The sequence below is a fragment of the Paraburkholderia eburnea genome (assembly GCF_002917095.1).
Classification (GTDB): domain Bacteria; phylum Pseudomonadota; class Gammaproteobacteria; order Burkholderiales; family Burkholderiaceae; genus Paraburkholderia; species Paraburkholderia eburnea.
Genome location: NZ_PQGA01000012.1, coordinates 126602 through 148054 on the forward strand (window position 1 = coordinate 126602; position 21453 = coordinate 148054).

Annotated in this window: 15 protein-coding genes and 2 pseudogenes; 13 read left to right on the plus strand and 4 right to left on the minus strand. The window is 64.2% G+C overall.

Annotated features, from left to right (window positions below; all coding sequences use genetic code 11):
- The first annotated feature begins 107 nt into the window (after positions 1-107).
- The 9 genes and pseudogenes from B0G62_RS20710 to B0G62_RS20750 all read left to right on the plus strand — a co-directional run.
- Entirely contained in the window at positions 108-1109 is a 1002-nt protein-coding gene (locus B0G62_RS20710) for an AraC family transcriptional regulator (RefSeq protein WP_103706081.1), read from the plus strand.
- Positions 1110-1417: 308 nt separating this feature from the next.
- The gene (locus B0G62_RS20715; RefSeq protein WP_103706082.1) at positions 1418-2878 is read left to right on the plus strand and encodes an APC family permease; all 1461 of its coding nucleotides are present in this window, start codon (positions 1418-1420) and stop codon (positions 2876-2878) included.
- Between the two features lie 147 nt (positions 2879-3025).
- On the plus strand, positions 3026-4246 hold the full coding sequence (locus B0G62_RS20720; protein WP_103706083.1) for a porin: 1221 nt from the start codon (positions 3026-3028) through the stop codon (positions 4244-4246).
- Between the two features lie 129 nt (positions 4247-4375).
- Positions 4376-5119 (plus strand): (Fe-S)-binding protein, encoded by a 744-nt coding sequence (locus B0G62_RS20725; protein ID WP_103706084.1) that lies wholly within the window; start codon positions 4376-4378, stop codon positions 5117-5119.
- Positions 5116-6567, plus strand: coding sequence for a lactate utilization protein B (locus B0G62_RS20730; RefSeq protein WP_103706085.1), 1452 nt, complete (start codon positions 5116-5118; stop codon positions 6565-6567). The genes B0G62_RS20725 and B0G62_RS20730 overlap by 4 nt, the downstream gene beginning before the upstream one ends.
- Positions 6554-7141, plus strand: a complete 588-nt coding sequence (locus B0G62_RS20735; RefSeq protein ID WP_103706086.1) for a LutC/YkgG family protein — start codon at positions 6554-6556, stop codon at positions 7139-7141. Before B0G62_RS20730 ends, B0G62_RS20735 begins: the two co-directional genes overlap by 14 nt.
- A 101-nt stretch (positions 7142-7242) precedes the next feature.
- On the plus strand, positions 7243-9468 hold the full coding sequence (locus B0G62_RS20740) for a cation:proton antiporter (RefSeq protein WP_103706087.1): 2226 nt from the start codon (positions 7243-7245) through the stop codon (positions 9466-9468).
- Between the two features lie 2 nt (positions 9469-9470).
- Complete coding sequence (locus tag B0G62_RS20745; RefSeq protein WP_103706088.1) at positions 9471-10286, plus strand: bestrophin-like domain; 816 nt, start codon at positions 9471-9473, stop codon at positions 10284-10286.
- A 70-nt stretch (positions 10287-10356) separates the two neighbouring features.
- Positions 10357-10593, plus strand: a pseudogene (locus B0G62_RS20750) (hypothetical protein); the annotation flags it as partial.
- Between the two features lie 293 nt (positions 10594-10886).
- On the opposite strand, the gene B0G62_RS20755 reads toward B0G62_RS20750, so the two are convergent.
- Complete coding sequence (locus B0G62_RS20755) at positions 10887-12353, minus strand: NYN domain-containing protein (RefSeq protein ID WP_103706089.1); 1467 nt, start codon at positions 12351-12353, stop codon at positions 10887-10889.
- 340 nt (positions 12354-12693) lie between these two features.
- Here B0G62_RS20755 and B0G62_RS20760 point away from each other — a divergent pair, with 340 nt between their 5' ends.
- Positions 12694-14001, plus strand: a complete 1308-nt coding sequence (locus B0G62_RS20760; RefSeq protein ID WP_103706090.1) for an alkaline phosphatase family protein — start codon at positions 12694-12696, stop codon at positions 13999-14001.
- 16 nt (positions 14002-14017) lie between these two features.
- Positions 14018-15358, plus strand: a complete 1341-nt coding sequence (locus B0G62_RS20765) for a cytochrome-c peroxidase (protein WP_103706091.1) — start codon at positions 14018-14020, stop codon at positions 15356-15358.
- A 135-nt stretch (positions 15359-15493) separates the two neighbouring features.
- On the opposite strand, the gene B0G62_RS20770 is transcribed toward B0G62_RS20765, so the two are convergent.
- The gene (locus tag B0G62_RS20770; protein WP_103706092.1) at positions 15494-16120 is read right to left on the minus strand and encodes a LysE/ArgO family amino acid transporter; all 627 of its coding nucleotides are present in this window, start codon (positions 16118-16120) and stop codon (positions 15494-15496) included.
- A gap of 89 nt (positions 16121-16209) precedes the next feature.
- On the opposite strand from B0G62_RS20770, the pseudogene B0G62_RS20775 reads away from it, so the two are divergent.
- Positions 16210-17114, plus strand: a pseudogene (locus B0G62_RS20775) (LysR family transcriptional regulator ArgP).
- Positions 17115-17951: 837 nt separating this feature from the next.
- Positions 17952-18425 (plus strand): DUF3331 domain-containing protein, encoded by a 474-nt coding sequence (locus B0G62_RS20780; RefSeq protein ID WP_084162778.1) that lies wholly within the window; start codon positions 17952-17954, stop codon positions 18423-18425.
- Between the two features lie 442 nt (positions 18426-18867).
- On the opposite strand, the gene B0G62_RS20785 is transcribed toward B0G62_RS20780, so the two are convergent.
- Positions 18868-20124: an MFS transporter gene (locus B0G62_RS20785; RefSeq protein ID WP_103706093.1), complete on the minus strand. Its 1257-nt coding sequence runs from the start codon at positions 20122-20124 to the stop codon at positions 18868-18870.
- Positions 20121-21110: a PRC-barrel domain-containing protein gene (locus B0G62_RS20790; RefSeq protein ID WP_103706094.1), complete on the minus strand. Its 990-nt coding sequence runs from the start codon at positions 21108-21110 to the stop codon at positions 20121-20123. The genes B0G62_RS20785 and B0G62_RS20790 overlap by 4 nt, the downstream gene beginning before the upstream one ends.
- Positions 21111-21453: the final 343 nt, after the last annotated feature.

Genomic DNA, 21453 nt, shown 5'->3' on the forward strand with positions numbered 1-21453 from the left:
AAGGGGCGATAGAGTGCGCCAGAGACAGAGCGAACAATCAAACGAGAAGCGGCCGCAGCGTGTGCCGACGTGCATCACGACGAACATGTGGCCCCATGGAGCGAGACATGAAAAGAGTCCCTGTCGGCAATGGTTTTCCGATGATTCGCGGCGCCGTGATGGGCCCCATCGTGCGAGCGCTGGACGCCGCCGGAGCGGACTGCGATGCGGTGCTGGCCGAGTTCGGCCTGAGCCGCCGGCAACTTTCCGATCCTTATGAAATCGTGCCGCTCGGGCGCTATGTGGGCGCGTTCGAGCGCGCGGCGCAGGTGCTCGACGAACCGGGTCTCGGCCTGCGTCTGGGCAACGAATTGCAGCTCACTGAAATGGGGCCGGCTGGCCTCGTGTTCATGTCGTCGCCTACGCTTGGCGCGGCGATCCGCAAATTCACCGATGCGCTGGCGTCATGGCAGAGCGGCACGCTCGTGGACCTCGTGCGCGACAACGCCTGGCCGATGTGGAGTTACCGCGTCGCGCACGCGTCGATCTGGCCGCGCCGCCAGGACGCCGAATACAGCATGAGCGCGATGTGCCACATGATCCGCCTCGTGTACGGCGCGTCCTGGATGCCGGTGGAAGTGCATTTCGAGCACGCCGCGCCCGCCGATATCAAGCCCTATATGCGGATCTTTCGCGTGCCGGTGCGATTCCAGCAGCCTGAAAACGGCGTGGTGCTGCATCCGCACGATCTGGACGCGCCGCTCAAAAGCGCCGACACGCAGATGGCGCGCATGATGGAGCGCCACGCGACCGACCTCATCAAACGCGATACCGTGCCGCACGATCTCGTCGATCAGGTGCGCGATCTGGTGACGCGGCGCCTCGCGCGCGAGAAGCTCGTGGTGGCCGATATTGCGCGCGATCTGGGTCTGTCGAACCGCTCGCTACAGCGCCATTTGACGGAGGCGGGCACGTCGGTGCGCGAGATCATCCGCGAGGAGCGCCAGCGCAGTGTGGCCGTGCTGCGCGAACAGGACGGTATGACCAACGCCGCTGTCGCGCGCGCGGTGGGATACGCGGATGCGACGGTGCTGTGGCGCGCGACGCGCAATTGGGACAGAACGGAATAGTCCCGTATGTAAGGCTTTTGTTTGTTTAGGGAAATCATCTGCTGAAATAATCACACTTAAAAACCATTCGTCATCCGAATCAATTTCCGCGCCAAAATCCCGTTAAGTAAAAACCCGCAGTCGCCTTGGCGCACTTTATCGAAAATTTGGCGCGATCAGCCAGGTCGCCAGATTTATTAGCTGCCTACCATGCGCTCCAATCGAATCTCGAAATGCATACGCGAGATCCGGTCCCCAGAGCGCCTGAGGCACGCGGTTCTTCATCGTGTCGCGTGGCGCAATCAGAACAGACACCAGCAGAGGCATCGATGAACGAACCGTATTCAAGCGCCGGACTTGTCGGCGACGCCGACGCGGACCGCGCGGCCGTCCCGCAGCGCAGTCTGCTCGGCCTGTGGCAAATCGTGTTTCTCGTGATCTCGGCAGCGGCGCCGCTCACCGGGATGCTTGGCGCGGTGCCGCCCGCCATCAGTCTCGGCAACGGCGCGGGTATTCCGGGTGCCTTCGTGATTGCAGGCGTCGTGCTGCTCGTGTTCAGCGTCGGCTTCGCGTCGATGAGCCGGCATATCGTGCGCGCCGGCGCGTTCTACGCCTACATCACGGCGGGTTTCGGACGGCCGCTCGGCATGGCCGGCGCGCTCGTCGCGCTACTCTCGTACACCTGCATCCAGATCGCGCTGTACGGTCTCTTCGGCTTCTTCTGCACGGTCGTGCTCGGGCCGATGCTGCATAGCGCGATGCCGTGGTACGCGTATTCGTTCGCATGCATCGTTATCGTGCAGATCACGGGTCTGCGCGGCATCGACCTCAACAGCCGCCTGCTCGGCGTGCTGATGTGCCTTGAAATGGGCATCCTGCTGCTGCTGTCGATCGCCATCGTGATCCATCATGGCGGCCCCGATGGCCTCACGCTCGCGCCGTTTTCGCCGCAGCATGTGTTCAGCGGCCATATGGGCATTGCGGTGATGTTCGCGCTCGCGTCCTTCATCGGCTTCGAGGCCACGGCGATCTATGGCAAGGAATGCCGCGATCCCAAGGTGACGGTGCCGCGCGCAACCTATGTGTCGGTCACGCTGATCCTCGTGTTCTTCGCCTTCGTCACGTGGGCCATCGTGTGCGCGTATGGCCTCAAGGACGTGGCGGACGTGGCGACCAAACAGCCTGGCGACTTCTGGTTCATCCAGTCCACGAAATACCTGGGCGGGGCGATGACCACGACGATGAGTCTGCTGCTGCTTTCCAGCATCTTCGCGAGCCTGCTGTCGTTCCACAACACGATCGTGCGCTACATTCACGCGCTGTCGGTCGAAGGCATCTTGCCCGCGAAGCTCGACCGTCTCCATGCGAAGTATGGCTCGCCGTATCTCGCGAGCTATCTGCAGACGCTGAGCGTGGCGGTGCCGGTCGCGCTCTACGTGGTCGCGGGCGCCGATCCGTTCAACATCGTGTTTAGCTGCACCTCGGCGCTCGGCACCATTGGCATCGTCATGCTGCAAGCCGTCACGAGTTTTTCGGTGGCCGCGTACTTCCGCGCCACGAAAAAAGATACGAGGCTCTGGCATGCACTCGTCGCGCCGATTCTCGGCGGCTTGGGGCTGCTGTGGATCGGCTTCGTGCTGATTGGCAACCTCGATGCACTAAGCGGGTCGGATAGCGTGATCGTGCGCTCGTTCCCGTGGATCGTGCTGGCCGTGGCGCTGGCGGGTATCGCGCTCGCCTTCATGCTCAAGAACCGCCGTCCGGACGTCTACACGCGCTTCGGTCAGTAGGGCGGAATCTTTTCGGCGGCTTGCGCCGTCTGAGTCAATCGATATGTAGTCCTGTTCAAAAAGTCCAACTGCGGCAGTTCAACTGCGGGCGGCGCGCCGTGTATCGAGCGCGCCGCACTCTCACACCTCGACAAGACAGACAACGACATGGCAGATCAATTCGTCACGCGCGCGGCGCTGGCGCTGGCTTCGTGCGCGCTCGCCACCTTCACGACGGGCGCGTACGCGCAGTCCTCCGTCACGCTCTATGGCACCGTGGACGCGGGCCTCGTCTATTCGACCAACCAGCAGACCACACACGCGGACGGCCACACCGACGGCCATTCGAACTGGCAACTGGGCGGCGGCAATCTCGTGCCCTCGCGCTGGGGCTTGACGGGCAGCGAGGACATCGGCGGCGGCACCACGGTGAATTTCACGCTGGAAAACAGCATCCTCACGCAGAACGGCTCGCTGCTGCAAAGCGGCACGCTCTTTAATCGCGATGCGTGGGTGGGGCTCTCGAACGGCACTTATGGTGCGCTCACGTTGGGCCGCCAATACGATCCGTTCTCGGACTATATGGGCGCCTATGCGTCGAGTAATAACTGGGCCACGCTCTATGGCTCGCATTTCGGCGACGTGGACAATCTCAACGAAGCGTTCAATTTCAACAATTCGATCAAATACATCAGCCCGAGCTTTGGCGGGTTGACCGTGGGCGGCCTTTTCAGCCTGGGCGGCGTGGCGGGCAATTTCTCGCAGAACCGCGGCTGGTCGCTCGCGGCAAACTACGCCAACGGGCCAATCGCGCTTTCGGCGGGTTATCTGCAATTGCATAATCCGCTCCAGGCGGCATTGGGCGGGGAAAGTGGCTATATCGGCGACCTGAGTTGCGCCAATGCCGATGCCTCGTATTGCGAATTGCAGAATGCGCAAAAGGTCGATATCTGGGGCGCGGGCGGTTCGTATGCCTTCGACAAAATCACGGTCGCGCTGAGTTACACGCATACGCGCTTTTCGCAAAGCCAGTATTTCGCGAGCACGGCGCAACCGCAGGGCGCGAATATCGCTTTCGATATCGCCGAACTCAATACGACGTGGCAATTCTCGCCTGCGCTGCAGTTCGGCTTCGCGTACATCTTCAACGACGCGCACCCGAGCGATGGTTCGTCCACGCGTATCCACCAGATCAATCTGGGCACGGTGTACAGCCTGTCCAAGCGCACGGCGCTGTATGCGGTGGCGATTGGCCAGAAGTCGTCGGGGGCGGGACTGGGTATCGATGCATCGGGCGGCACGCGCAATCTCGCACAAATCCCCAATGTGGTGAATTCGGATACCGACAAGCAACTGACGATCATCGCGGGCATCCGCCACAACTTCTGATCGGCCAGGCCACTCGAATCGCGTTCGTTGCACTGCGGCATGGCTCCGGGGAAGGCCGTGCCGCTTTAAGCGCTTGCTGCGCGGAACGGCGCTAGAATGGTCCGGTCCGCTTTCCGCGCGAGCCCCCGCATGAAAGTCGCCTTGTTCGTCCCTTGTTTCATCGACGCGTTTTATCCCGAAGTCGGGATCGCCACGCTGGAATTGCTCGAGCGGCTTGGCTGCGAGGTGGACTATCCGCTCGACCAGACCTGCTGCGGCCAGCCTATGGCCAACAGCGGCGCGCAGGCCGAGGCAGCGGGCACCGAACGCGTTTTTGCGCGCGCCTTCGCGGGTTACGACTACATCGTCGGGCCGTCGGCGAGTTGCGTGAATCACGTGCGCGATCATTTCACCGCGATCGAGCAGACCGACGAAGTGCGCCGCGTGCGCGCGAATACGTATGAACTGGTGGAATTCCTGCACGACGTGCTCGGCGTGCGCGCATTTCCGTGGGCCGAATTTCCGTGGCGCGTGGGCCTGCACAACAGTTGCAGCGCGTTGCGCCATTTGCACGAAGCGTCGATTTCCGAAGTCGCGGGCACGCCGTTCTCCAAGCCGCTCGCCTTGCTGCGCAGCGTGAAGGGCATCGAGTTCGTGCAGCCGAAACGTCCCGACGAATGCTGCGGCTTCGGCGGCACTTTCGCCGTCACCGAAGAGGCCGTGTCGGTGCGCATGGGGCAGGACAAGATCGTCGATCACGTCAGCGCGGGTGCGCAATATATCGTATCGGGCGACATGTCCTGCCTGATGCATCAGCAAGGCTGCGCGGAGCGCATGCAAGCCGATGTGCGCTTCATTCATATCGCCCAGGTCCTCAACGGAGCACGCGAATGAGCACGCCACAGAAACCGTCGAATCGGCCCCCGACTTCATCGAAACGTGTCGAACACGCCAAGCTCGCCGGCAGCTTTCTGGCCCATCCGGAACACGTCGATTTTCATGACAAACGCCTCTGGGATTTGCGCATGAAACGCGACGCGCAGGCGCACGCGATCCCTGAATGGGAAACGCTGCGCGAACTGGCGTCGGGCATCAAGGCGCACACGCTCTCGCATCTGGCCGATTATCTCGACCAGTTCTCGCGCGCGGCAGAAGCGAACGGCGTGAAGGTCCATTGGGCCGACACGGCGGGCGAGCACAACGAGACGGTATTTCGAATCTTGAACGGGCGCGGCATCACGGCGCTCGTGAAAAGCAAGTCGATGCTCACTGACGAATGCGAAATGCGGCCGTATCTGGAGCAGCGCGGCATCGCCGTGATGGAAACCGATCTGGGCGAGCGCATCCAGCAACTCGACGGCGAGCCGCCGAGCCATATCGTCGTGCCCGCCGTGCACAAACTGCGTGACGATGTGGCCGCCGTATTCGGCCGCACCATCGGTACCGATCCCGCCAATAACGACATTCACTATCTCGCGCAAAGCCAGCGCATGAACACGCGTCCATGGTTCGTGCGCGAAAAGACCGGCGGAATGACGGGTTGCAACTTCGCCGTGGCGGAAACGGGCACGGTGGTGGTCTGCACCAACGAAGGCAACGCCGATCTCTCGGCCAACGTGCCGCCGGTGCATATCGTATCGATGGGGATCGAAAAGCTGATTCCGCGTATTGCCGATCTAGGCGTGTTCATCCGCATGCTGTCGCGCAGCGCACTCGGCTCGCCGATCACGCAATACACCTCGCATTTTCGCGCGCCGCGCGAGGGCGCGGAGCTGCATTTCGTGCTGGTGGACAACGGCCGCAGCGCGCGTCTTGCGATGCCGGACTTCTGGTACTCGCTCAAGTGTATTCGCTGCGGGGCGTGCATGAATACCTGTCCGGTGTATCGGCGCAGCGGCGGTCTCTCGTATGGCAGCACCTATGCGGGGCCGATCGGCGCGATTATCAATCCGACTTTCGATCTGAAGCGCTTCAGTGCATTGCCGTTCGCGTCCACGCTCAATGGCAGTTGCACGAACGTGTGTCCCGTGAAGATCAATATTCACGAGCAGATCTACCAGTGGCGCGAAGTCATCGCCGCCCAGCATGCCGTGCCGTTCGTGAAGCAGGAAGTCCTGAAGATGGCTGGGCGTCTGCTTGCCAGTCCCAAGCTTTATCGCGGCGCGGTATCGTCGCTCGACGGCGCGCTTAGACGCCTGCCGAATTTCGTGCTCTACAACCCGCTCAATATCTGGGGCAAGCAGCGCACGCTGCCGCAGGCCCCGGGCACCACGTTCCATGCGTGGTATCGCAAGCACCGCAAGGGGAGTCAAACCCCGGGAGGCGGCGATGGCGAGTCGTGAAGCGTTTCTCGCACGCGTACGCGCCGCGCAGCCGGCGCCCCAGGCGCGCCCTGAAGTACCGCTCTTCGATACGCCGCCGGGCGATTTGCGCGCGCGTTTCGCGGCTGCGCTAACGCTCATGGGCGGCAAGGAACTCGAAGCGGCGTCCGGCGAAACCGTGCTGGCCGCGATCCGCGAACGGCTCGGTCCGCAGGTGTCGATCGCCTCGGCGGCGCTTGAGGTGCCCGGCACGCGCGTTATCGACGCGAGCACGCCGCCCGCGTCGCTCGAAGATGTCGAGGTGGGCGTCGTGCGGGCGCGCTTTGGCGTGGCGGAAACAGGCTCCGTGTGGCTCAGCGAACGCGAGTACATCGTCAATTCACTCGGCTATCTGGTGCAGCATCTCTACGTGCTGCTCGATCCTGGCGCGCTCGTCGCGGGTTTGCAGGACGCGTACCGGCGCGATGACTTTCGCGATGCGCGCTATGCGGCGCTGGTCACCGGGCCGTCCGCGACGGCCGATATCGAAGGCGTGCTCATTCAGGGCGCGCAAGGCGTGAAGTCGCTGACCGTGGTGTGGCTGCCCGCGCACTGAATTCACTGGGCGCGTCGAACGTGCTTTCGGCCGACATGTGTAGCGATTGCAGTGGTTTCACCGGTCAGTGATCAAGACACCTACACATCGCACGGGAAACGATGGTCATCCACATTCTTCTCTTGAGCGGCTTTCTGCTGGCGAGCATCGCGCTGGTGCAGGCGGTGAGTCTGCGCTTCGCGCTGTCCGAGTCGGTGCTGCTGGCGGCGTGGGGCTTCGCGCTCGGCGGCATTTACCTCGTGAGCGGCGAGGCATGGCCGCAACTGGCCGCGAGCGTCGTCACGCCCGCGCTTGCACCGCGTCTGCCGCCCGAGGCCTATCTCTGGATCTTTCTGCCGCTGCTGTTGTTTCAGGCCGCGCTGAGCGTGAACGTGCGCGAAATGCTCGGCGACGCGGCGCCTATCCTGCTGCTCGCCGTCGTGGCCGTGTTCGTCGCGACGGCGATGGTGGGCGGCGCGATCCGCTTGACGGGCCTTGGCGCGCTCACGGACGGTCTGCTGCTCGGCGCGATGATCGCAACCACCGACCCGTCCGCCGTGCTCGCCGTGTTTCGCGAGGTTGGCGCGCCCGCGCGGCTCGTGCGTCTTGTCGAAGGCGAGAGCCTGTTGAACGATGCGGCCGCGATCGCCATTGCGAGCGTGTTGATCGCCGCCATCACGGGCGACGCTGCCGCGGCGACGGGCACCGCCGCGTTGCGCACGCTCGGCGTCGAACTGGTTGGCGGACTGGCGGTGGGCGCGCTCGCGGGCCGCGCATTCGCGTATCTGCTGCCGGCGCTGGGCGGCGAGGGGAAGGCAGAAATTTCGCTGAGTTTCGCGCTGCCGTATCCGCTCTACCTGTTCGCCGATCAGGTGCTCCATGTTTCGGGCGTAGTGTCCGTGGTCGCGGCGGGACTGGTCATCAGCGGTCTCGGACGCACGCGTCTGTCGCCCGTCAACTGGTTGCATCTACAACTGATATGGGAACAGGTCGCGGCGATGGCGGGCGCGGCGATCTTTTTGCTCGCGGCCATGCAAATTCCGGCAACGTTGCGCGATGCCCATTGGCTCGACCTCGTCGCGCTTGGCGTGGTGGTGGTCGCGGCGCTTGTCGCGCGGCTCGTGGTGGCGTTCGGCATGTTGCCGCTGTTGAGCCGTCTGAAACTCACCGAACCGGTGAGCGCCGCGTACAAACTCGTGATCGCGTGGGGCGGCTTGCGCGGCGCGGTGACGCTGGTGCTCGCGTTGGGCCTCGCGCAGAACGAAGCGCTTCCGGAAAGCACGCGCCGCTTCGTGGCGATTCTCGCCACGGGCTTCGTGCTGGTGAGCCTGATCGTCAACGGTTCGTCGCTCAAACTGCTGATCCGCCGGCTCAAGCTCGATCTGCTCTCGCCGCAGGAAGAGGCGATCCAGCAGCAGGCCGTGCAACTGTCATCGATCAGCGTGTCCCAGCAGGTGCACGCGGCCGCACGAACGTTTCGCATTCCAGAGGAAATCGCCAATGAAGCGTGCGCCACCTTTCGGCGCAGCATCGACATGAGCGCGACGGCTTTCGATATCGAAGCGGCGCTGTCCGAGCGCGAACGCCTCGCCATCGGCCTCGTCACGCTCGCGGCCAAGGAACGCGATCTGATTCCGCAGTACGGCAGCGGCATCGTTACGATCCGCAATCTCGACGCCATGACGCGCAATACCGATGCGATGATCGAGGCCGCGCGCGAAAGCGGCCGTATCGGCTACCAGCGTGCAGCGGCGAAGATCCTCGCCGATACGCTGGAGTTGCGTGTGGCGCGTTTCGTGGCGCGCTGGCTGCGTCTGCGTCAACCGTATTCGGATGCGCTCGCCGATCGTTTCGAACTCCTGATGTGTCGGCGAGTGGTGCTGCACGAGCTGATCGCTTTCGCCGATGCAAGTCTCACGCCTTTGCTCGGCGAGCGGCTGGCGAAGCTGCTCGGCACGATTTTGCGCGCGCGTATCGACAAGGCCGAACGGGGGCTTGACGATGTGCGTGCCTGCTTCGGTCACGGCGCGGACGTGCTGGAACAGCGCATGATGCTGCTCTATGCGCTGCGCGAAGGACGCGCGCGCGTGGTGGCGATGTACGAGGACCGCTCGATCTCGAAGGAGATCTACGATTCGATCCGCCGCGAGCTGGACGTGGCGTGGAAGCGTGCGGTGCCGCGTGTGCATCCCGGTGTGCTGCTGCCGGGCGAGCGCTCGCGGGCGCACCAGGAACAACAGGACACGGCGGATCTGCATGCGCCCAGGCCTCCCGGAAACGAAGCGCCAGAAGCCACCCCCGTCAACGTTGCGGACGAGCCCGCGGACGACGCACACAGGAGCGCCTGAGCATGATCGAGATCGGTCTGGCCGCGCTGGTATTCGTGCTGCTGCTTGGCGGCACGGGGTTGGGCATTCTGCTGCGGCCGCTCCTGCCCGAAGAGCATCGCAAGCACGAGACGGTTCAGCTCGTGCAACTGGTGCTGGGGATGCTCGTGACGTTCGGGGCACTGGTGCTGGGCCTGCTTACCGCGTCGGCCAAAAGCAGTTTCGACACGGCGACCGACGACATGCGCGCTTACGCGGCAGATCTCATCCAGCTCGATGGACGTCTGCGCGACTATGGCCCGGATGCCGAAGCCGCGCGAGCCGCGCTGCGCACCTATACCGCGGCGGCGATTGCTTCGACATGGCCGGGCGAGCCAGTGCCCGTGGGCGACTATCCGCGTATCCCGGGCGCGCACGACGGCGAACTGGAGAGCGCGCGGCTAGGGGCGCTCCTCGACACGGTCGGGCGCGATATCGCTGGTTTCGCGCCGCGCGATCGCTATCAAAGCGTACTCGCGGCGCGCCTGGGCGACCTGTTCGGGCGCGTGCGCGATACGCGCTGGCGTCTGATCGAGGAGGCGCACAGCACGCTCTCGCGGCCATTTTTCGTGATGCTCACGCTCTGGCTCATCATGATCTTTTTGAGCTTCGGCCTGATCGCGCCGCACAATGCACTGGCGCTGGTGATGATCGGGCTGGGCGCGATGTCGATATCGTCGTCGGTCTATGTGATTGTCGATCTCGATACGCCGTTTACGGGGCAGATCGCGATTCCCAGCGATTCGATGCGCGATGCGCTCAGGCATATGAATCTGCCGGTCGAGGCACCGCCGCAATGAGGGCGTTCGATGTACGTTGGAGATGCGCTAGACTCGCGCCTGGTTTCGGGAATGGAAAAGGAGGTGCCCGATGCATCGCAAGATACTCAACGCGTCGCGGCTGCAGGACGAAGTGAAGCGCCGTCTTCAGCGCTTGCAGGAAGTGGTCGAGGACGGCGTGAAGATCGTCGTGCCGCGTGCGCAGGAGCAGGTCCCCGACCGCACCGGCTGCAACTGGACGATGCGCCATTTCGGCAACGCGGCGGGTTTCGAATCGAGCATCGCGGGCGTGCTCGCGCAGGTCCAGGCGGAATACAACCTGGCGACGGGGAGACAAGCGGAGGCAGAAGAGGGCGAGGCCGGGCAGGCCGCACACGCCGATGATCCGTTCGGCGGCACGCGTGCGCCCGCAAGCGCGAATCCGTTCGGCGAATCCTCGTTTAAGCCAAAGACAAATCCGTTCGGTGGCGACGCACCCGCAAAAGCCGGCGATCCTTTTGGCGCGTTCGGTGATCAGGACGCGAACGAAGAAACGCCGGGCAAGCGCCCGGCGAATCCATTTGGTGACTGACGCAGTGGCGGAGCGTGGCGGCGTGGGGACACCGCGCCGCCACGCTTCGATCAACTTTCTTCTGCTGGCTTGCGCGGGCGTCGTGCGCGCACCGGGGTCTTCTTCGGTGCTTTCTTTTTGGGTGCATCGGTTGTCGTCGCTTCAGGCGCGGCTTCGACAGCCGGTTCAGCGTGCGCTGCGGTCGCCACTTCTACCGGGACGGCAGCCTGAGCCTCGTCTTTCACGGGTTTGGCGGCCTTCTTGCGCGCGGGACTCTTGCGTGAAGCGGTTTTGCGCGCGCGGCGCGGCGCTTCTTCAAGCGCTTTGACTTCTTCCGGCGTGGCAGGCTCGAACAGCGGCAGGGCGGATTCGTGCGAGCGCGGCTCGGCGAAGAGATCGTGATGCACTGCCGTGTGGGCTGCTTCGGTTTCGTGCAACGACTCTATGTCGAAGATTTCCTGGGTCTGCACGACTTCCTGCACGTCGTGCGATTCCTGCGGCGAGTGCGCCTCGCGAGCGGCCTCGTTCGTCCTGCCCGCGCCACGGCCATTACGGCGGCCCTTGCGGCGCGAACGGGCCTCGTCCGTGCGCGGTGCGGTGGTTTCTTCCGCGACCGGCGTGACCGCCGTTGCTTGCGCTTCCACCGTGGCCGCTGCTGTATTTGCGGCCACGTTTGCCGGCTGGCTCGTGCGCGTCACGAAGGTGCCCGATTTATCGTCGCGGCCCACTTCCAGCAGCCCGCGCGTCTGTGCTTCTTCCAGCAGATTGCCAAAGGCGCGGAACCCATAGCGCGTTTCGCTGAAGTCGGGCCGGCGGCGCTTGATCGCGCTCTTGAGCACCGAAGCCCAGATCTTGCTGCCGTCGCCGCGATCGTAGCCCAGCGCGTCGAGCGTTTCGACCACCAGCGTGATCGCCTTGAGCTTGCGCTCCTCGTTGCGGTCTTCGGCGCTGTCGCCCTTTTCGCTGTCGCCCTTTTGCTGGCGCTCGTCGCCGCCCTGGCGCTTCGCGTTCGCGCCGCCTTCGCCGCGGCCCTTGCCGCGCGCCTGCTGCTCGCGCGCGAGTTCGCGCACCAGATCGTCGTAAAAGATGAATTCGTCGCAATTAGCGACCAGCAGATCGGACGTCGAATGACGCACGCCCACGCCGATCACCTTCTTCGCGTTCTCGCGCAGCTTGGAGACGAGCGGCGAGAAGTCCGAGTCGCCGCTCACGATCACGAAGGTGTCGACGTGCGATTTCGTATAGCAGAGGTCGAGCGCGTCCACGACGAGGCGGATATCGGCGGAATTCTTGCCGGACTGGCGCACATGCGGAATTTCGATCAGCTCGAAACTGGCTTCGTGCATCGACGCCTTGAAGCCCTTGTAGCGCTCCCAGTCGCAATAGGCCTTCTTCACGACGATGCTGCCCTTGAGCAGGAGCCGCTCGAGCACGGGCTTGATATCGAAGCGGTCGATCTTCGCGTCGCGCACACCGAGCGCGACGTTCTCGAAGTCGCAGAACACCGCCATGCTGACGTTTTCTTGAGGGGAGGCCATGTGATTCGTTTGTTCCATCTACGGTACGAATTCACATGATAGCCGGTTGCGCGGAGCCAGGCCGTGTTTCACCCATGAACTGCCGAATGGGGCAGGGCGCGGAGCCAATCGCAAACCGACCAGTTGGTTGTGTGCGCAAACATGGTTTGTTTGAACGAGGTGCGGGAAAACAGCTGCAATCGCCCTGTTTTTTCACGGCTCCGTCACACAGGCTCCTTAAGCTTGCGCGGCCCAAACATTGCGAACATTCATTGGGCGCATTGTGCACTCGGGCGGACGAAAAGAATATCGGCTCTAGCCGGATTATCCCTATAACGACTCGACACGATAGAGGACACCCATGGCAGTTCGATTTACCGGCAAGATCGGCGCTTCTGTATTTGGCACATGCGCCGCATTCTTCGCCGCGCTTCTGTGCGCGTTTTTCGTCAGCGCGTGCGGCTCTAGCGTCAACTCCACGACCGCGGGAACGACCCAGCAGATCAAGCACGTTTTCATCATCACACTCGAAAACGAAAACTACACCACCACATTCAGCCCGACCACGAAGGCGCCGTATCTGGCCAACACGCTCGCGGCGCAAGGCGCGCTGGTGCAGCAGTACTACGGCACGGGGCACGTGAGCCTCGACAACTACATCTCGATGATCAGCGGCCAGTCGCCCACGCTGCAAACCGACAACGACTGCACGACCTATGAGGACTTCAGCCTCACCGGCATGACGTCGGATGGCCAGGCGATCGGCACGGGCTGCGTGTATCCCGCGAGCGTGAAGACCATCGCCGATCAGCTCAAGGCGGCGAACCTCACGTGGAAGGGCTACGAAGGCGACATGGGCAACGACCCGGCGCGCGAAGCGGCCACCTGCGGTCACCCGGCGCTTAACACGACGGACCTGACCAACACCCAGGAAGCACCGAACGCGACCACGCCGGCAGGCGACTCGTACGCCACGCGTCACGACCCGTTCATGTACTTCCACTCGATCATCGATTCGCCCGACTGCCAGGCGAACGTGGTCAACCTGAACAACCTGACGACCGACCTCCAGCAGGTCTCGACGACGGCGAACTTCAACCTCATCACGCCGAGCACCTGTGACGACGGCCACGATTCGCCGTGCGCGAGCGGCGCGACGGGCGGCCTGGTGTCGGCCGACGCGTTCCTGCAGAAGTGGGTGCCGATCATCACGGCGTCGCCGGCGTTCAAGCAGGACGGCCTGCTGATCATCAACTTCGACGAAAGCAGCTACGCATCGGTGACGATGCCGAGTTCGAGCGAGGTGGACTTCACCTTTTCGGGCGACACCTGCTGCAGCCAGCAGGAAGGCCCGAACCTGGGCACGTTCCCGCAATCGAGCTCGATGGGTACGGTGCCGGCCTCGTATCTGGCCGCCCTGGGCATGACGGTGCCGGCGGGCCTCACGGGCAACGTGAATCTCGTGCTCAACAAGACCAGCTACGGCGGCGACCGCACGGGCGCGGTGATGATCTCGAAGTTCATCAAGCCGGGCACGGTGTCGACGGTGGCGTACAACCACTATTCGATGCTCAAGAGCATCGAGGACATGTTCGGCCTGACCCATCTGGGCTACGCGGGCCAGGCCGGTCTCGCGGGCTTCGGCAAGGACATCTTCACGAATCTCTAAGCCTATCCTCAAACCGATGACTGTTTTCCACGCATGTCTGGCGGCGCGCCGCGCCGTCACGACTGCGCTGGCCGCCGGCGCTACCGCGCTGGCGGCTTTTGTCGCACCGGGCATCGGTGCGGCGCAGGCGCAGTCCCATCCCGCCGTTTCCCCGGCTTCTGCCGTTGCCGCTCCCGTTGCCACGCCGCTCAGCGATGCCGCCGCGCTCGGCAAGCTCATTTTCAACGATCCGTCGCTGTCCGCTTCGGGCCGCATGTCGTGCGCGAGCTGCCATAGCGCGGCGCACGCGTATGGGCCGCCCAACGGCCTCGCCGCGCAGTTCGGCGGCCCGGACCTGCGCACCCAGGGCACGCGCGCCGTGCCGACGCTCGGCTATGTGCTCAATCGCACGCCGGTCTGGACCCATGTGCAGGCCGCAAGCGTCTTCGAGCGCCTGACCGACGCCGACAGCCCGCCCGCAGGCGGCTTCACGTGGGACGGGCGCTTTAACAGCCTGCACGACCAGGCGTTGTTTCCGCTCTTCAGCGCGAATGAAATGGCCAACCGCGATCCCGCCGACGTGGCCGCGAAACTCGCGCGCGCACCGTACGCGGGCCGCTTCAAACAGGTGTTCGGCGAGACGATTTTCGCCTCGAAGGACGCGGCGCTGCGTCAGGCGATGATGGCGGTCGAGCGCTATGAACTCGAGGAGCCGAGCTTCCATCCCTACACGAGCAAGTTCGATGCGTATCTCGATGGCAAGGCGGAACTGACGGCCAGCGAAATGCGCGGCAAGAGGCTGTTCGACGATCCGAACAGCGGCAATTGCGCGTCCTGCCATATCGACCAGGTGGGCGCGAACGGCGCGCATCCGCTCTTCACGGACTTCCAGTTCGAGGCGCTAGGCGTGCCGCGCAATCCGGCGCTGCGCGCGAACCGCGATCCCAACTATTACGACGAAGGCTTGTGCGGCCCGGTGCGCACCGACAAGGCGAGCAACAAGACCTACTGCGGTCTGTTCAAGACGCCGACGCTGCGCAACGCCGCCACGCGTCAGGTGTTCTTCCACAACGGCCGCTTCCATACGCTGCGCGACGCGCTGCGTTTTTATGTGGAGCGCGATACGGCACCGCAGAAGTGGTACTCGAAAGACGCGCGCGGCCATGTCGTGAAGTTCGACGACTTGCCGGCGGCGGTGCGCGACAACGTCGATACCGTTGACGAGCCGTTGACGCGCAAGGCGGGCGGCAAGCCCGCGTGGAATGCGCGCGATATCGACGACGTGATCGCCTTCCTGAAGACGCTCGATGACGGTTATCAGCCGCGTCCGTCGGTCGCCGGGGTGATGAAGGTGAGTGCGCCGGCCAGGCGCCCCTGAGCACTGCGAAACGCTTCGCCGCGACCGTCATGGTCGCGGCGTCTTGTCGTTCTGGGCGGCCGCCTGTCGCGCGTATCCATGCGGCGGGCTGCTGGCGATCCGGCCCGTGCAGCCGCCGCAGTCAGGAGCACAGCTTCACCGCAACTGCGTGAACGCGATCAACAGCACCATCGAACCAATCGCGCCATCTAGCACGCGCCAGGCGGCGGCACGCCTGAAAAGCGGCGCGAGTGCGCGCGCGCCATAACCCAGCCCGAGAAACCACACCGCGCTCACGCCCATCGCACCCAACGCGAACGCGAGACGCGCACCTTGCGGCTCGCGTGCGCCAGCGGTGCCGATCAACAGAAAGGTATCGAGATAAACGTGCGGGTTGAGCCACGTAAACGCCAGCGTCATCAGCATGATCGGCCAGGCGCGTTGCTCGGGCACGTTCCGCGCATCAGCGGCGCAGGCCGTATCCATCACATCATGCGCGGGTTTCACGGCACGCCGCAGCGCGCCGATGCCGAACCACACGAGCCACGCGAGGCCCGCGTAAAGCACGAGATGCACGAAGGTCGGATAGCGCTCGACGAGCGCGGATGCGCCGCCCACGCCCGCGCCGATCAGGATGAAATCGGATAGCGCGCACAGCAGCACGATCTTGCCGATATGCGAGCGCAGGATGCCCTGGCGCAGCACAAACGCGTTCTGTGCGCCGATGGTGACGATGAGCGAGGCGCACAGTGCGGCGCCGTGAGAAAAAGCGAGCCAGTTCATGATTGGACAGAGCGGGGGAACGGCGCTAGTCTGCCGCCAGGAGCCGATTAAGCAAAGCTCATTCTCTTAAACCAGATTAAGGAACACTAATGCTCGACTATGCGCTGCTCGACGCGCTTGCCGCCGTGGTGCGTCACGGTTCGTTCGAGCGCGCCGCGGGCGCGCTCAATGTCACGCCCTCGGCCGTCTCGCAGCGCGTGAAGCTGCTGGAGGAGCGCGTGGGCGCCGTGCTCGTCAAGCGCGGTCAGCCGTGCGTGGCGACGGCGGCGGGCGCGCTGCTGTGCCGCCATACCGAGCGCGTGCAACTGCTCGAGGCCGAACTGGGCGGCGGCATGCCGACGGTGGCGGGGCGCAGGCGTCACGGCCCACCTTGCGCGTCGCCGTCAACGACGACAGTGTGGGCACCTGGTTCATCGACGCCGTGGCGCCGTTTTGCGTCGAACGCGGCATCCTGCTCGATCTCGTGATCGACGATCAGGACCATACGGCGCAGCGCATGCGCGACGGCAGCGTGCAGGGCGCGGTAACGACGCAAGCCGAACCCGTGCAGGGTTGCCGCTCGACGCGTCTTGGGCGCATGCGCTATCTCGCGGTGTGCTCGCCGCAGTTCTTCCAGCGCTATTTCGCGCAGGGCGTGGGGCGCGAGTCGCTGCGCCGCGCACCCTGCGTGGAATTCAATCCGAAGGATCAGTTGCAAAAGCGCTTCGTGCGCCGCATCACCCGCGCGCAGGTGGATGCGCCGCTGCACTGGATTCCGCACGTCGCGGGTTTTCTGCGCTGCTGCGTGAGCGGACTCGGTTGGGGCATGTGCCCGGAGCGCATGATCGCGCCGCATCTCGCGCGCGGCGAACTGGTCGAGTTGACGCCGGGACGCGCGCTCGACGTCGAGCTTTACTGGCAGAGCTGGCGGCTGTCGATCGGCTGGCTCGACGATTTCGGCACGATGTTGCGACATCGCGCGGCGGACTATCTCGATCAGGGGCGCGGTGCGTGACGGGTAACGCGGGACGCCGATGTTGACCCAGCAGTTGACTCAGCATTGGCCCTGCACGAAGGGCCGCATGAAGCGTGGCATGACGTGTGGCTTTAGCCGCCATTCATCCGGTCATTAGCCGTCATTTGAATTGTTGTTATCCATGCGGGTAATGGCCGTAACCATAGCGTGCTATTGACGCGGTGCCCGTTGATGTGATTCGATGCATTCGCTCGTGACAAAACGACTAAAACGCAATTTATTTTTGATTAACGATTCATGAATAGAGGCGTGTCTCAGAATTGACTTCGATCGGCCAGGCGGAGCTTCGTGCGACAATTCCTCGCGCCTTGCGAGGCAGCCGTCGAAGTGAATTTTTCCGGCTATTTGTGACATAAGCCTGTAATGCGTTTCATTGATCGGACGACATGTCGTGCGCCATGAAGGTGCAACGCGTCGTGCATCATTATGTAGCATGAATGCCTGCACAGGCCGATCTGGCGGGGCATTGCGGCTTGCCGGGGCGGGCGGAAGCGCGAAACGGCTAGCAGGTTCAATAGTCTTGCTAATGCATTTGCCTCGTCGGCATAAGGTCGGGCTATCCGGTTATTTTTTCCTGTGCGCAATGTTAAACATCAACAAATCGGCAAAAAAGTTCGAATGTAAAGAAACCACTATTGCTATCCTGCAATCATGCTTGAAAGCATCATGTCTGGCTTTTTGTCCGGGTCTGCGATATATCGTGTGAAAATTCAGTTTTTTCTGTGGAGTGCCAGAATCGCACGCTATAATCCCGACGTGGCAGAGTGCTTATTCGACCGGCATATTTGAATCGTTTCCACGTGCACGAGGTGCATTATGACGAAATTAGATACCGGCAGCGCATGGCAACAAACCATTGATCTTCTGACCGCAGCCTCGGAGCCGCTTGGCCCGGACGGCGAGCCCGAAGTCATCAGGAGCTGCAAACCGGTACCCATCACGCGCAGCGCATCGGAGGCGGCCAACCGGCGCCGTGCCACCGTGCGGTCGTGGGATGCGCAAGGCATCACCTTGATCCGGCGTCATGATCCGGACAGCATCACCGTTTGTTGGAGCGACGCGACCTACGGCCGCTACTCCGATCAGTTGTGGCGGGTCTGCACGGCGCGTCGCAGCGCCGTGTGCGCGTTGACTGGCGAAAAGATCCGCCGTGGCGACGCGGTCTTCCGCCCGAGCCCGAATCGCCGTCATCGTCCGGCCAATGCCGATGCGATGATTCTCGCGAGCAAGCTCGATGCGTTTCCGAGCGGTGTCGTCGCTGCGCGTCTTGACGAGGCGCTCGCGGCTTAAGGCAGCTCAACTGGCCTGGGGACACCCAAGCCAGCCAGGTGAGGTTCGGCAGCGGAGCGGCATGGGCTCCACAGCACGGTTCGCGTCAGGCGGACTTTCGTTGCACAGCGGTACCTTCCAGCATCTCCTGTAGTGAAATCAGCGGATCATCAAGGCGGATTGATCGCCTGACGGGCGCGGGTTTCGCTGCGGGTGATTGCATGATTGGCCTCCTGCGAGGTCTCGCACGCGCACATCCATCGTCTCTTTTTGTCTGCGGATTCGCTGCGCGATTGCAATTACGCTCGCATGACGTAATGGCGTCTTTATCGTCAATCAAACCTCGATTGAGATTTACGCCCGCCCAAAAAGACCGGGGCGCCACTGCCGCGCCCGTTTCGGTTGCGGCGGTGGCGCCCCGGTGCGGACGCGCGTATCGCGACTGTCGCTCGCGCCAGGCAGGCTAGGCGGCCTTGTCGCTGGCGGCTTCCTCTTCGAGCGCGTCGCGCGTTTCCGGCATCACCAGCCACACCATCAGCACCGCCGCCGCGCCCGCCGAGGCAAGGCCCAGGAAGCTCACGGTATTGCCGAAGTGATCGGCGATAAAGCCGGCAAGCGCCGTCGACAGCGTCGCGCCGATCCCCGCCGACAGCCCGAATAGCCCGATACACAGGTTGTAGCGCCCCTTGCCGCCCGCCACGTCGGCGGCGATCAGCGGCAGCATCACGCCGAACACCGCAGCCGAGAGCCCGTCGAGCATCTGCACCGGCACGAGGAAGTACGGATTGCCGACCGCCGCGAACAGCAGCGCGCGCAGCGGCAGCGCGCTGAAGCCGAGAATCAGCACAGGCCGGCGCCCCCAGGCCTGCGCGGTGCGGCCGACCCACGGCGACATCAGCGCGACGATCGCCTGCGGCACGATGATGCAGGCCGCGATCACGAGCTGGACGTTATCGCCCATGCCCGCCGTCACCTCGCCGGCGGCAAGGTTCAGCATCGCCGCGTTCGAGAGGTGGAACAGGATCACGCAGCCCGCGAAGGTCAACATGCGGCGATCACGCAGGAGATCGAAGATCGTCTCGCGCTCGGCGGTGTCAACGGCCAGCGGCGCGGCTTTCAGCGGCTTCGGGGCATTGGCGTGCTTGTCGTATTCGATCATCGCGAGCGCCACCAGCGCGGGCAGAGCCAGCGCCGCCGTGAGCCAGAACACGGCGCGCGGCGAGACATATTCGCCGCACAGTCCCATCAGGCCCGCGGCGACCGCGCTGCCGATCGACGCCCAGCGCGCATTGCGCCCGAGCCGGTCGCCCAGGTTCTGGCGGCCGACCAGCGCGAGCGCGAGCGCCGCCATCGCGGGCACGAGCATGCAGCTCGCGAAGCCGTGGAAGACTTCGGCGGCCATCACCGGCACGACCGTCGGGCTGACGGCCAGCAGCATCGCCGAAATGATGATCGCGATGATCGCCCAGGCGGCGGCGGCCTTCTTGTTCTTGAGCGCGTCGACAGCCGCGCCGCCCGGCACCTGGCTGACCATCGCGCTGATCGTGCCCACCGACAGCGCAAGCCCGATCTCGCCCTGCGTCCACTTGTGCGAAGCCAGATACGAGGCGATGAACGGACCGAAGCCGGTCTGCACGTTCGCCACGAAGAAGTTCAGCCAGTCGAGCGCCCGGACGCTGCGAAGGCTGGGGGAGAGTTGCGTCGGCTTGCCTGTCGTCATTGGGCACCGCGCGCGGAAGCCGCGGGCGCGGCCGGGTTAGCGGCTGGACTAGCCGCAGCGGCTGCGGGGTTCGGGCTGACGGCGCGCACCGGCTGGTCATTCGCATAGGCCGGCGAGGCGTCGAGCTGCTGGTCGCTCATTTCGAGCTGGGCTTCGAGCGCGTTGTTCTTCGTGACGAAGTGCAGCGCCGCCCAGTCGGCGGCGATGGTGCGGCGTTTCTCCAGCAGATCGCTCACGTCGAGCACGACGGCCAGCGGCGCGGCGCTGCCGTCGATCAGCACGTCCACCACGCGGCCCACCTTGGCGCCGTTGGGGCGCTCGACCGTGGTGTCGAGCATCGGCAGACGCGTCGGGCTGGCTTCGGGAGCGCCCGCCTGCGCGCCGCCGGCCTTGGGCCGGTCGGGGATCTGCAATTGCTGCGGCGTGAGCGCGAGCGTGATGGCGGGGGTCTTCGGCTGGGTGTTGACGCGCACGGCGCTCCACGGGAAATTCGCCTTGCGGTCGCCCACGCCCATGAAACCCTGCAGATTCACGACCACTTCCTGCGGCTTGCCGCCGGGACCGGCCACCATGTCGACGGCGCGGCCGACCACCTTGCCGTCGGGCTTCTGCACTTCGCTGTCGAGCAGCGTGCGGAAGCTGCCGCGCTCGATGGTGCGCGTCTGCAGGAGCGGGGCGGGCGGCGGCGCCACGGGCGTGCTCGCGGGCGTGGGCGGCGGCGGGGCGACGCGACGCGGCTTGCGGGGCGCGGGGCGCGGCTTGTGCGGCGCGGGTCGCGCGCTGGATTCGGTGTCGCTCGCGGCTTCGGGCGCGGGAGCCTCTTCGGGCTCGCTGGCGGGCATTTCAGGCTCGCTGGCGGCAATGGGCGGTTCCGGCTCGGGCGGCGGCGGCGAGCGGAACAGCGAACAGCCCGACAGCGCAAGCACCGCAAGCAAGGTCAGGACAGACGTATGGGATACAGCAGGACGTGCGAAACCGCCTCTCATCTACAAAAACTCCAGGAGCGGCCGGCGCATGGCGCGCGGCGGGAAAAAACCGGGTCGTGAGAGTTTAACTCGCGTGCGGCGGTAATCCCCCTTAAACAGTCGTTAATCTGCCGACAAAAGCCTTATTCAGTACCTGGGCAATGCGCCTCGCTTATTCCACTCATCGCTCGCTTGCGATCCGCCATTGACGAATTCGCTGCGGGCATCGCAAGGCGCGCGCCCGGCGTTCAAACCCACCGGGGCACCGGGGTATACGCGAAGCCCGGCGCACCGCTGCGCCTTGCATACGGCGATATAAGCATCGCGGCATGTCCTCAATGCGATTCCCGCGATGGGAGCGTAT